This is a genomic window from Slackia piriformis YIT 12062, from assembly GCF_000296445.1.
Taxonomy (GTDB): domain Bacteria; phylum Actinomycetota; class Coriobacteriia; order Coriobacteriales; family Eggerthellaceae; genus Slackia; species Slackia piriformis.
In genome coordinates this window covers 67,044-79,763 of record NZ_JH815198.1, presented here as the reverse complement: position 1 = coordinate 79,763, position 12,720 = coordinate 67,044, and the positions used below count along the sequence as shown (strand labels likewise).

General features: G+C 56.5%; 10 protein-coding genes. 3 read left to right on the top strand and 7 right to left on the bottom strand.

From position 1 onward, the window contains the following. The first annotated feature begins 65 nt into the window (after positions 1-65). Positions 66-1,715, top strand: a complete 1,650-nt coding sequence (locus HMPREF9451_RS00340; RefSeq protein WP_009138307.1) for a polyphosphate--AMP phosphotransferase — start codon at positions 66-68, stop codon at positions 1,713-1,715. Positions 1,716-1,805: 90 nt separating this feature from the next. Here HMPREF9451_RS00340 and groL read toward each other — a convergent pair whose 3' ends face one another. After that, positions 1,806-3,431 (bottom strand): chaperonin GroEL, encoded by a 1,626-nt coding sequence (groL, locus tag HMPREF9451_RS00335; RefSeq protein WP_009138306.1) that lies wholly within the window; start codon positions 3,429-3,431, stop codon positions 1,806-1,808. 234 nt (positions 3,432-3,665) lie between these two features. Continuing rightward, complete coding sequence (locus HMPREF9451_RS00330; RefSeq protein WP_009138305.1) at positions 3,666-4,130, bottom strand: low molecular weight protein-tyrosine-phosphatase; 465 nt, start codon at positions 4,128-4,130, stop codon at positions 3,666-3,668. Between the two features lie 293 nt (positions 4,131-4,423). Between HMPREF9451_RS00330 and HMPREF9451_RS00325 the strand changes: the two genes are divergently transcribed. Further along, on the top strand, positions 4,424-5,650 hold the full coding sequence (locus HMPREF9451_RS00325; protein WP_009138304.1) for a cation:proton antiporter: 1,227 nt from the start codon (positions 4,424-4,426) through the stop codon (positions 5,648-5,650). Positions 5,651-5,681: 31 nt separating this feature from the next. Here the strand turns inward: HMPREF9451_RS00325 and HMPREF9451_RS00320 are convergent, their stop codons facing one another. The 5 genes from HMPREF9451_RS00320 to HMPREF9451_RS00300 all read right to left on the bottom strand — a co-directional run bounded on the left by HMPREF9451_RS00320 (position 5,682) and on the right by HMPREF9451_RS00300 (position 11,013). Next, a complete protein-coding gene (locus HMPREF9451_RS00320; protein ID WP_009138303.1) occupies positions 5,682-6,209 on the bottom strand; it encodes a gamma carbonic anhydrase family protein in 528 nt (175 codons plus the stop codon). A gap of 1,058 nt (positions 6,210-7,267) precedes the next feature. After that, positions 7,268-8,161: a TrmH family RNA methyltransferase gene (locus tag HMPREF9451_RS00315; RefSeq protein WP_009138302.1), complete on the bottom strand. Its 894-nt coding sequence runs from the start codon at positions 8,159-8,161 to the stop codon at positions 7,268-7,270. Positions 8,162-8,315: 154 nt separating this feature from the next. Further along, on the bottom strand, positions 8,316-8,831 hold the full coding sequence (locus tag HMPREF9451_RS00310; protein ID WP_009138301.1) for a GNAT family N-acetyltransferase: 516 nt from the start codon (positions 8,829-8,831) through the stop codon (positions 8,316-8,318). Between the two features lie 412 nt (positions 8,832-9,243). Beyond that, positions 9,244-10,608, bottom strand: a complete 1,365-nt coding sequence (locus HMPREF9451_RS00305) for a PFL family protein (protein WP_009138300.1) — start codon at positions 10,606-10,608, stop codon at positions 9,244-9,246. Between the two features lie 132 nt (positions 10,609-10,740). Beyond that, positions 10,741-11,013 carry an ACT domain-containing protein gene (locus HMPREF9451_RS00300; protein ID WP_009138299.1) on the bottom strand — a complete coding sequence of 91 codons (273 nt, stop codon included), beginning with the start codon at positions 11,011-11,013 and terminating at the stop codon, positions 10,741-10,743. Between the two features lie 253 nt (positions 11,014-11,266). Here HMPREF9451_RS00300 and HMPREF9451_RS00295 point away from each other — a divergent pair, with 253 nt between their 5' ends. Continuing rightward, a complete protein-coding gene (locus tag HMPREF9451_RS00295) occupies positions 11,267-12,685 on the top strand; it encodes a sodium-dependent transporter (RefSeq protein ID WP_009138298.1) in 1,419 nt (472 codons plus the stop codon). Positions 12,686-12,720: the final 35 nt, after the last annotated feature.

Here is a 12,720-nt window from a genome sequence, read left to right as displayed (position 1 = left end):
AAAAGAAGCAGCGAAGCCTTCGCATTTTTCGGCATCGCAAACAGCCGACCACCGAGGAGCCGCCTATGTTAGAGCAGGTTGATCTTTCCATCGAAACGCCCAAGGAAACGTATAAGCCTCTCTACGACGAGCTCATGACGAAGCTTATCGTGCTGCAGCAGCGAGCGCGGGCCAAAGGCATCGGACTCGTCGCGCTGTTCGAAGGCTGGAACGGAGCGGGAAAAGGCAGCCGCATCGGGGACCTGCTCCACAACCTTGACGCACGCGCCACGCACGTCCACGTGCTTTCCAACTTCGACCAAGACGAAGCGGCCCGCTTCCGCGATATGGGAACGGGCGTTACGGGTTTCGCCCCGCTTATGCAGGAGTTCTGGCAGGCGCTCGGTCCGCGCGGGGACATGACCATCTACGAACGCGGCTGGTACACCGCCGCGGCGCGCCGCTTGCTCTACACCGACAAGGAAGACCTCGCGAAGAGCTACGAAGCAAGCATCCACGGCTTCGAGAAGCAACTTGCCGCCGACGGCTACGTCATTGTGAAATTCTTCGTGCATATCAGCCAAGATGCGCAGGAGAAGCGCCTGCGCCGCCTGCACGAAGACCCCGACACCAGCTGGCGCGTCACGAAACAAGAGCTCGAACATATCAAAGACTACGATATCACCTACGCCAAATACGACGACCTCTTGCGTCGCAGCGACTACGACTTTGCCCGCTGGACCATGGTGAACGGGGAAGACAAGCGAACGGCAAACCTCACCATATGCAAGACCCTGGTCAAAGCCCTCGAAAACGCCCTCGACGCCGCAGCCGATCCGGCAGCCGAAGCCGCAGCGAAGAAAGCCGCGCAAAACAGCGCCGGAATGCTTCAGGCCGCAGACCCTCGGGACCGCAGCGACGAAGAATCCGCTCGGGTGCTTGAGGCGGCCCTCGAAGCCGCTGCCACGCAGAGCGCCCTGGCCCCCACCCATTCTCGCTTCACCATAGTCCCTCGGCCTCCGCGCGTCGAAGAGATAGACCACACGCTCGCCCTCACGCGCGAAGAATACGCCAAGGCGCTCAAGAAGGAGCAGAAGCGCCTTGGCGAGCTCGAGCTGAAAATGTATCGAGCACGCATCCCCCTCATGCTTCTCTACGAAGGCGACGACGCCGCAGGCAAGGGCGGAAACATCAAGCGAGTGGCCCAGGCGATCGATGCGCGCGCATACACGGTGTTTCCCAGCCCGGCCCCCACGAAGCCCGAGCTTATGCATCCTCATCTGTGGCGTTACTGGACAAGGCTTCCCCGCGCCGGCCACGTGGGAATTTACGACCGCAGCTGGTACGGGCGCGTCCTGGTCGAACGCGTCGAAGGTTTCGCCAGCCCTGCCGAATGGAGCCGTGCCTACGATGAAATAAACGAATTCGAACGCCAGCTGGAAGCATGGGGCGCCATCCTGCTGAAATTCTGGGTTGCGGTTGACCCCGATGAACAGCTACGCCGCTTCACGGAGCGCGAAACCAACCCCGACAAGCAATGGAAGATCACCCCGGAAGACTGGCGCAACAGGGACAAGCATCCACAGTATGCCGCGGCGGCAAACGACATGTTCCGCCTTACTTCGACCGAATACGCCCCCTGGATCGTCCTCGAATCCACGAACAAATACTACGCGCGCATCAAAGCGCTTCGCATCATCAACGAAACGCTCGAGAAGCGGTTGGGTTTGCGCTAAGCGTCGCTCTCTCGTTAAACGAAGCGAACAAGAAAGAGGCGATGCCCCGAAGGGCATCGCCTCTTTTCGAATCAACGTACAGAAGGCAGGTTATTTGCCAACCTTGATTCCAAGGTCTTCCCAAGTCACTTCTTCAACCTTCTCGTTGATGGTAGCCTCGGTGACAAGAATCAAGCATGCCAGAGAAACGGCGGACTGCAACGACGTGCGAACGACCTCGGTGGGGTCGGCAACGCCCATGGCAATCATATCGCCGTATTCGCCGGTTGCACTGTTCAGGCCGCATCCTTTGTCGAGGGTCTTGCACTTCTCGACCACCAGGTTGCCTTCGTAGCCGGCATTTTCGGCAATGGTGCGTACGGGGGCCTCGAGAGCCTTGCGAACGATTTCGATACCGGTCCTCTCGTCGCCTTCCGCCTCGAGAGCGTCAAGCGCAGGAATGGCCTGGAGAAGAGCCACGCCGCCGCCTGCAACAATGCCTTCGCGCAAGGCGGACTGAACAGAGCGGATGGCATCCTCGATACGGCGACGAACGGAGATAAGCTCGGTCTCGGTTGCGGCGCCGACGCGCAGAATGCCGATGCCACCGGACATCTTGGCAAGACGCTCGCGCAGCTCGCGACGCTCGCCGCTTGCGGTGGTGCGCTCAAGCTCCGCCTTGATCTGCTTGCAGCGCTCCTCGATGGCTTCCTTGTTGCCGAAACCGCCCACGATCAGCGTGCTGTCCTTAGTGATTTTGACCTTTTTCGCACGGCCGAGCATGGCCTTGGTAGCATCCGCCGGAGTCAAGCCGAATTCGGGAGAGATAACCTGGCCACCCGTAAGTACGGCAATGTCCATGAGCTGCTTCTTGCGAGAATCGCTATCCATGAAGCCAGGAGCCTTGACGGCAACGACGTCGAGCGTCTTGTGCATCCTGTTGAGCAAGAGCGTGTTGACGACTTCGTTGCCCAGATCCTCTGCGATGATGAGGAGCGGATGGACGGCCTGCTTGACCGCCTCAAGAACGGGAAGAATATCCTGGATATTGAGGATTTTCTGGTCGGTAATCAAGACGTACGCTTCGTCAAGCTCGCCTTTCATATTGCCCATGTCGGACGCCATGTAGGGAGACAGGAAGCCGCGCTCGAACATGAGGCCCTTCTTGACATCGACCTGAATGCCAAACGTCTGGGACTTTTCGGCAATGATGACGCCGTCCTTGCCCACTTCGTCGATGCATTCGGCGATCTTCTCGCCAATGAGCTCATCGCCCGAAGAGATGGTGGCGACATTTGCGGTCTGCTCGTGCGTCTCAATGGCAACGGCGTTCGCCTTCACGGCCTCGATAGCGGCTTCGGCGGCGCGCTGAATGCCGCGACGAATTGCGATGGGATCGGCTCCTGCAGTGATGCTGCGCAGGCCGACGCTTACCAACTCGTCAGTGAGAAGCGTTGCGGTGGTGGTTCCGTCGCCTACCTCTTTGTCGGTCTGGCCGGCAACCTCGCGAACCATCTTTGCGCCCATCTGCTCGACAGGGTTGGCGAAATCGATATCCTTCGCAACGGTAACGCCGTCGTTGGTAATCGCAGGAGGCCTGTACTGGGGCTTTTCCGACTGCAGCGCCGCATAACGGCCCTTAGGTCCAAGGGTCACCTTTACGGCCTGAGACAATTTGTGAACGCCCGAAGCAAGACCGCTGCGCGCGTCGACATCGAATGCGATTTCTTTTGACATGGCCAGTCCTCTCTATATGCGCGGAAAAGTATTGGCCCGCGTTTTCTCTGAGCCATACGAACACGCCTGAATACAGCATGCTCGCAATACGTCGAACAGCAATCAAGATTAGCACTCTTTTATAAGGAGTGCTAGAGCGCAACCGTCTTCAAGCAGGCTGGTTTGGCAACGAATGGGAAACGTCCGCGAAGCCGCAGGAAGGCGCAGAAGCACAAAGGGGCAATTCGACAGTTTCTACCTCAAGAATGCAAGCAACGCCTCGCAGCCGCGAAGCACGTCATCGTAGGTGGTTTCGAAATCGCCCGTGTACCAAGGATCGGCCACGTCGGATGCATCATCAGTCGCAACACCTTCAGAGAATTCGAGAAGCTTGTGCACCTTGCTCAGCGGGTCGCCGCCAAGCATGCGGCGCATGTTGCGAATGTTCGCAGAATCCATGCCTACGAACAGGTCGAACCCATCGTAATCGGCGGCGCGAAGCTGCACGGCAGCGCGGGGAGAAAACGGCACGCCATGCGCCATGAGCGCCCGCTTGGTGCCGGGATGCGTATCGTTGCCGATTTCCTCGCGACTCGTGGCAGAAGACGAAATGACAAAATCAGCCTCTCGACCAGCACGTTTCACCAGGTCCCTCATAACGAACTCGGCCATGGTGGAACGACAGATATTGCCGTGGCATACAAACATGATTCTATGCATAGCGCGCACCCTTTCGCATTCTTTCCTCGCTTGTCGCTTCGAGCCATTCTACCAACAGCCCGCGCCGTGAACGGTTCGCCATCGCGCAACCCCGCCGTCGGCAAGGCATGCAAGCCGAAGGCCCGAATCCCGACCATCTTCTACGGTAGAGAAAAATGACAGAAACGTGACAGGCCAAACAACGCATGCCACTTGCACAAATCGATGCCAATTAGCCGTATGATACCCTCTGGAAGTTCGGAGAAAGCAGATTTCCGAGCTACTGCAGTACTACCATCAAGCGAAAGACCATCATGACGCACGACTTCGTATCGCTTGCCCTCATCGCCCTCGTTGCGGCCGCGGCACCCATCATTGCCAACCTCATTCCGAAAAAGCCCATTCCGGAAACCGTACTCCTTCTGATAGGCGGCGCGCTTTTGGGTCCGAGCATGGCAAACGTAATCTGGACCGATGAAAGCGTCATGCTTCTCTCCGACCTCGGATGCGCCATGCTCTTCCTTCTTGCCGGCTACGAAATAAACCCGCGGACAATCACCGGCCGCGAAGGCAAGAGAGGCCTTATAACCTGGGTCATCACCTTCGCGTTGGGATTTGGGGCGGTATATTGCTTTACGGGGGTCTCGGCTCGGGGGCTTGACGGCCTGGCGGTCACCATAGCCCTTACCACCACGGCCATCGGAGCATTGATGCCCATCCTCAAAGAACGAGGCCTGCTCGGCACCCGGCTGGGCGACTCCATCTTGTCATATGGCACCTGGGGCGAACTCGGCCCCATCGTTGCCATGGCGCTTCTTCTCTCCACCCGGTCAACATGGACAACGGCGTCCATCCTGGTCCTCTTCATCGTCATCGCCGTGCTGACCGCGGTCTTCGGGCACGAATCGTCCAAGAAAGAGGGGCCTATTCGAGATATCTTTTTCGCGGGACGCGACACCACGTCTCAAACGTTCGTCCGCATCACCATGCTGCTCCTCATTGCGCTTGTCACATTGTCTTCCCTGTTCAGCCTTGATATCGTCCTAGGGGCATTTGCTGCCGGATTCATCTTGCGCTACATCATTCCTAAGGGAAGCCAAGACCTGGAGAAAAAGCTCAATGCCATCGGGTACGGATTTCTGATTCCCTTGTTCTTCGTCATTTCCGGAGCGAAAATCGATCTGCTTGCCGTAGCGGAAAACCCACTTTTGCTTGTCGGGTTCATAGCGATGCTTGTGCTCATCCGCGCCGTCCCCATCTTCTTGTCTATGCGCTACGACAAAGACCCCGAAGTAGCCGAATTGGGAGGCCGGGCGCACGCTTCGGTTGCCCTGTACTGCACCACCGCCCTGCCCCTCATCGTTGCCGTTACCTCTGTTGCCGTGAATGCAGGCGCGATGAGCGATTCGACCGCTTCGGTTTTCGTATCGGCGGGCGCCCTCACCGTTCTCATCATGCCGCTCATCGCATCGGCAACATACCGCGTTGCCGATGCGCACCCCATCGAGCGCCTCAGGGAGGGACGAGTCGGACACGAGTAGCAAAACGGCCATGCGGCGTTTTATAAGGCGGCTATTTCGCAGGAACGGGGTAATGCGGAGCCTCGGCATAAGCAAGCGCATCAGCGGTATAGACCTCGTCGTTGTTCTCCTGCGGACGCTGGCCGGGTTCGAAAGTCTTCTTCACCACACCAGGAACGCCTGCGACCAAAGAGTACGGAGGAACCACCATGCCCTCTTTGACCAGGGCGCCCGCAGCAATGATGGAGCCTTCGCCAACAACCGCACCGTTCATAACGATAGCACCCATGCCGACAATAACGCGGTCCTCGATGGTGGCGCCATGCACAATGGCACCATGCCCGATAGAAACGCGATCGCCAATGACAACAGGACAGTCGTAATCGGCATGAAGCATCACGTGGTCTTGCACGTTGCTCAAAGCACCGACGGTGATTGGAGCCACTTCCGCACGCATAACGGCGTTGAACCAGACGGAACTGCCCTCTCCCAGGGCCACATCACCGCTGATGGTGGCGTTTTCTGCAATATAGGCCGCCTTCTCGATATCCGGACGCATTCCTTTGAATTCGATGATCATGAAATCCTCCTACGCCGCACGATACGATCGCAATCACGGCGGGGCCGCACATTGCGCCCAGCTTCGCGGCTTTAGCCAGGCAGGAAAATCATAACAACCGGCAGCAAAAGGATGCCTTTCGGCGTAAGGCAACGACCAAACGTCACGATTTGCCCAAAACCCAAGTCGCACCCTCCCAGCCTCCGATTGCACCAATCCCATGACACCACCCCGAAAGCGCACAAACCCAAGGACGCACGTCCCCAGAAAGCGCAATGTTAAAGCCATGGGCTCCGAAGAAGCACCGTTTTAAAACGCTACGACATCAAAGACATTCGGCTTTGCCCTTACTACCTTGTCGGATACTTTAGTTTCAAAATTATAGTAGCTTTTGTTTATATACTTAAATTCAATTTGCTTGCTACTTTTCAATCCACTGCTGCACACTAGTAAATTTCTACAACGTATTAGTTTTCAACAGTATTTTTCAATGTTGATAACTTTTTCTACAACACGCACTTTTCAACATTCTTGTTAATAGTTTCTTCCACACACCTTGGAACCAATCGGGTTTTCAACAATACGTAGTGTTACCTCGGGTTTTTCTCCCATATGTTCGGGTTTCCAGAAGTAACTTATGCCCTACTTTTACACTTATTTCAGAAAGATTGTTGAAAACTTGGGATATTCCACAGCATCTTGTGTGCAAAATGAACCACACCGCAGGATAGTGACATACGGGACGAAATGTACCAAAGAAACGCCTCTTTCCTTTGCATTTCGTTCGCCAATGAAAAGACCCAAGAGAATCAAGAAACAAAAACGCCCGCCTTCATAGGTTTTAAATCCTACGAAGGCGGGCGTTGATTCGAACTCCGCCGTTAAAGCTCGGTAAATGTCGGCGAGAATCCTCCTAATAGCCTTACAATAAGCCCATCGGTGCGAGCCCTCCTCTCTCTTCTATGGCTCGCGCCGCTTTCTTCCCTTCTTATTCACGCCGCTCATCTTGCGAGATAAGCGGCGTGAATTACTTTTGTCAGAGCGTCATTGTTGCTGCACCGTGCGCTTCATGCGGCTCTTTATCGACAAAGCTCCCAAAACGTCACGGCAGAGGCGGCGGCAACATTAAGGCTGTCGACACCATGCATCATGGGAATCCGCACCGTGTAATTGCACCCTTCGATGGTTTTTCGGGAAAGACCATCGCCCTCGGTCCCGAAAATCAAGGCCAGCTTCTCGCATGCGGCAAGCCCTTCATCCCCAAGTGCAATGGAATCGTCGGAGAGGGCGAGGGCGGCCGTTTTGTAGCCGAGCGCCTCAAGTCGAGCAAGGCCCGCCGCCGGCCAGTCGCGTACCGATTCGCCAATACGCGTCCACGGAACTTGAAACACGGTGCCCATAGACACGCGCACTGCGCGTCTATAGAGCGGATCGCAGCACGTCGGCGTTACCAATACCGCGTCTACGCCAAGCGCTGCAGCGGAACGAAAAATCGCACCAACATTCGTATGGTCCACAATGCCCTCAAGCACAGCAACGCGGCGACGCCCGTCGTCCGGGATGCCGCACGCCTGAGCCTTCCTCTGGCGCTCTTCGTCCACCCGATCAAGAAGCTCTTCAACGCTCGGCAGAACAGGACGACGCATGGCGCACAGTATTCCGCGCGTAAGAGCAAAGCCCGTTAACTTCTTGAGCTCGTTCTCGGGGGCAACGAAAATCGGAATACCGCCCTCTTCGGGAGCAGCCTTTTCAATCGCATCAACGGTGGAAGCGGCCGATTCGAGCCATTCGGGGGTCATAAGTACAGAAACCGGCTGCATACCGCCCGCAAGCGCCCGCTCAATGACCTTGATGCTCTCCGCTATGAAAATGCCCTTTTCGGGCTCGAGCCTGTTACGCAGCTGAGCCTCAGTCAGGCGAGCGTACGCATCCAGCCTCGGATCATCCAGATTATCTACTTCTATATAAGGCACGATTTTCCTTTCTTGCGAGGCTTAATCCAACAACGCACCTCGCCGCAGCACGACGCGAAAAGCAACAATGATTCGCAGCATGATGGCATCCCGCAGCAAGACGGCTCAACATCCTTGCTTCGCCGCGAAAAGCCGACGACGCATCAGATGCGCATTACAGCGTAGTCAGATCGTATATATGAGGAATGATATCTTCATATTCGCCCTCTTTATTGAGGAAGCCGCCTGGAATAATGCCAAGCTGCTTGAACCCTATTTTTTCGTACAAATGCAACGCGGAGGCATTGCTTGCCACCACCGCGTTGAACTGAAGCACGCGAAACCCCAGGTCTCGAGCACGAACGAGGGAATCGCGCACAAGAGCCTCCCCCAAATGCATGCCGCGAGCTGCGGAAGCCACCGCATAGCTCGAATTGGCAATATGCCCACAGCGCCCGACATTGTTCGGATGCAGAATATACAGCCCCAGCAACCGCCCTTCGGATTCGACAACCACCGTAACCGTCTGCGAGTCGAAAAATTTCTTAGCCTCGTCATCATCCGCCAATTCATCTATCTGAGGAAACGCCGCCCCGTCACGTACAACCTCATTCCAAATCTCGCGCATCGCCGCAAGGTCGCGCTCCTCGTATGGACGCACAATACGCTGAGGATTCTGATTCTGTTCCATGGTTTCCTCCGATTCCGATTACACCGCCCGCGCAGCGCAGCCAACCCCGCCCGATTGCAAAGCGGCATAGACAACCCAAACGGCTATAAGGCGACACGGCCAAATCCGCTCGACTGCGAAGTTTTTCGGTTATGAGCCGAATTCGGCGTGAAAAGCAACTTCTACATCGGAATTCTACTGCGTCTTCTTTTTTGGCATAAGCACCACCTGGGCTTTCGGCAGCGTCATCGCAAAGGCATCATCAAGGCGAGTTCATGACCGAAAAAACTTCGCACATTCACCCCGCAAGATGTCGCAAGCCATGGTCCCCTGCATGAAAAAGCGCGGGAAACCCCGCGCTTTCAGCAGCATCCATCAGACTTTCAGCAGTATCTGCCAGATGCAGTTAGCCAATTGTCCAGACGAAACTCGACTAGTTCTTGAACGAATGAATTGGCGCGGGGATACGACCTCCGCGGCTGATAAACGCCTCACAGCTCTTCGGATTCACCGGCATGATGGGAGCGTATCCCAAAAGCCCGCCGAATTCGGCCGTTTCTCCGACGCCTTTTCCGATAACGGGAATCACACGAACCGCCGTGGTTTTCTGATTGACCATGCCGATAGCCGCCTCGTCGGCGATAATGCCCGAAATAGTAGCGGCCGTCGTGTCGCCGGGGATGGCAATCATGTCCAAGCCAACGCTGCAGACGCACGTCATGGCCTCGAGCTTTTCGATGGTCAGGCACCCGCTCGTTGCGGCATCGATCATATTCTTGTCCTCGGACACGGGAATAAACGCGCCGGAAAGGCCGCCGACATAGCTCGACGCCATGACGCCGCCCTTTTTCACCTGGTCATTCAGCATGGCAAGCGCCGCCGTTGTTCCAGGGGCGCCAACCTGCTCAAGGCCTATCTCCTCGAGAATCTCCCCGACGGAATCGCCCACAGCCGGAGTGGGGGCAAGAGAGAGGTCGATGATTCCGAACGGAATGCCCATACGACGGCTTGCCTCCTGGGCAACAAGCTGACCGACTCTCGTAATCTTGAAAGCCGTCTTCTTGATGGTTTCGCACAGGACCTCGAAGTTCTCCCCGCGAGCAGATTCGATAGCGGTTTTCACCACGCCAGGACCCGAAACGCCCACGTTGATAACCGCATCTCCCTCGGTCACCCCATGAAATGCGCCGGCCATGAACGGATTGTCGTCGGGCGCGTTGCAGAACACCACCAGCTTTGCGCATCCCAAGCTGTCGTTATCAGCCGTAGCTTCGGCGGTAGCGCGCACTACTTCGCCCATCAACTTGACCGCATCCATGTTGATGCCCGTCTTGGTTGATCCGACATTGACGCTTGAGCAGACACGCTCGGTTTCCGCAAGCGCCTGGGGAATCGATTTGATCAGCAGCTCTTCGGCCGGAGTCATGGACTTTCCGACCAAGGCGGAGTATCCGCCCAAGAAATTGACGCCCACTTCTGCCGCAGCTTTATCGAGCGTATGGATGATTTTGACGAAGTCTTCGCTCGTCTTGCACGCACGCGCGCCGACAAGCGAAATAGGAGTCACGGAAATGCGCTTGTTCACAATGGGGATGCCGTACTCTCGCTCAATGGCTTCGCCCGTTGCAACCAGGTCTTTCGCATATGTCGTAATCTTGTCATAGATGTTGGAGCAAAGCGTGTCGACGTCGTCGCACACGCAATCGAGCAGGCTTATGCCCAGCGTGATCGTACGCACATCGAGCTTTTCCTGCTCGATCATATGATTGGTCTCGTGGACCTCCATGATGTTAAGCATGTGGATATGCCTTTCGTTCGAAAAGAACCTCAAGCGCAAGACGCCCCGCGCAATTTTCTGGATTGCCGAAACGCTCCGTCCGCCCGAAGTCGGATAAACGCGCGTTGTCAGCCCGCTGGGCCGACGAAACCGCTACACGCGATGCATCTTGGTAAAAATCTCTTCTTTCTGACAACGAATACGCACGCCGATTTCATCGCCGAGGGCCTCAAGGTCGTCCACCATGGCGCCGAAATCCTTGTCGGCCTCCGCGAAATCCGCAATCATCATCATGTTGAAGAAGCCATCGATGATGGTTTGGGAGATATCGAGCACGTTGACATGGTGCTCTGCAAGATAGGTGCAAACGCGCGCGATGATGCCGACGGTGTCCTGGCCGACAACGGTAATGATCGCTTTGTTCATGGCGAAAGTCTCCTCGCATTCGTCTCAGACTCCGAAGCCCCTTGAAAACACGGGGCGCATACAGCACGTCACTTTATCACGATGTAGCACGCGCAACCACAACAGCATCTCCCCCGACGGCAAAAGCCCGTTTTTTTCGGCGCACCGCACGCCGTATCCTCGCGTGTCCGTATGTCCTTTACCCCTATAATGATTCGTCTGACTGCAATTCGCATGCTCGCTTTGAGCATCTATAACGAAAGAGAGCACGACTATGGGAGAGCAACAACCGTCGCGCGAGAAATTCGCTTCGCGCATCGGCTTCATCCTCATCTCGGCCGGTTGCGCTATCGGCCTTGGCAACGTCTGGCGATTCCCCTACGTCACCGGCGAGTACGGCGGCGCAGCCTTCGTCCTGCTGTATCTTCTATTCCTTGTCATCCTGGGCCTCCCCATCCTGGTCATGGAGTTTTCGGTAGGCCGCGCGTCGCAAAAAAGCTGCGCGCGAAGCTTCAACATCCTGGAACCGAAAGGAACGAAGTGGCATCTCTATAAGTGGTTCGCCATCGCCGGCAACTACATCCTCATGATGTTTTACACCACCGTCGCAGGCTGGATGGTGGCCTACGCCTTCAAGATGGGAGCGGGACACCTCAACGGTGTCGCCCCCGAAAACACCGGCAGCATCTTCGCGGCGCTTCAGGCCGATCCCTTGCAGATGTTCGGCTGGCTGCTTCTTGTCTGCCTTATCGGCTTCGGCATCTGCGGCATGGGCCTGCAGAAAGGCGTGGAGCGCATCACGAAGGTCATGATGGCGTGCCTCTTCGTGGCCATCGTCATCCTCGCCATCAACAGCATCCTGCTCCCCAACTCGGCCGAGGGCCTCGCCTTCTACTTGCTCCCGGACTTCTCTCGCCTCTTCGCGGGAAGCACGCTGGCAGAGCAGATGGGCACGTTCGGCGATGCGGTCTATGCCGCTATGGGCCAGGCGTTCTTCACGCTTTCCATCGGCGCTTCGGGCATGGCCATCTTCGGCAGCTACATCGGCCGCGACCGCCGTTTGACGGGAGAGGCCGTTTCGGTGGCAGGCCTTTCCACCATGATTTCCCTGCTTGCAGGCCTCATCATCTTCCCCGCCTGCTTCTCGTTCGGCGTCAACCCCGACTCCGGCCCCAATCTGGTGTTCGTCACGCTGCCAAGCGTCTTCAACCAAATGTGGCTCGGCCAGCTGTGGGGTACGCTCTTCTTCATCTTCATGAGCTTCGCCGCGCTTTCCACCGTCATTGGCGTATTCGAAAACATCATCGCCTTCGCCATGGATCAGTGGGGCATCTCCCGCAAGAAAGCCGTAGCCATCAACGCCGTGGCCATCGTCGTTTTAAGCCTGCCGTGCATTCTTGGCATGAACGTATGGAGCGGCTTCCAGATTCCCGGCATCGGCGACATCCAGGGTCTTGAAGACTTCATCGTCTCGAACAACATTCTGCCTTTGGGCGGCCTGTTGTACGTGCTGTTCTGCACGAGCCGCTACGGCTGGGGCTGGAAGAATTTCAAGGCCGAGGCCGATGCCGGCGCAGGCATGAAGTTCCCCGCCTGGAGCTACGTGTGGATCAAGTACTGCATCCCCGTGCTGATGGTTATCATCTTCATCATGGGCTATGTGCCGAAGTTCCAAATCTGGTTCGGCGCATAAACAACGAAAGGCCTCGGTCGCAGCGACCGAGGCCT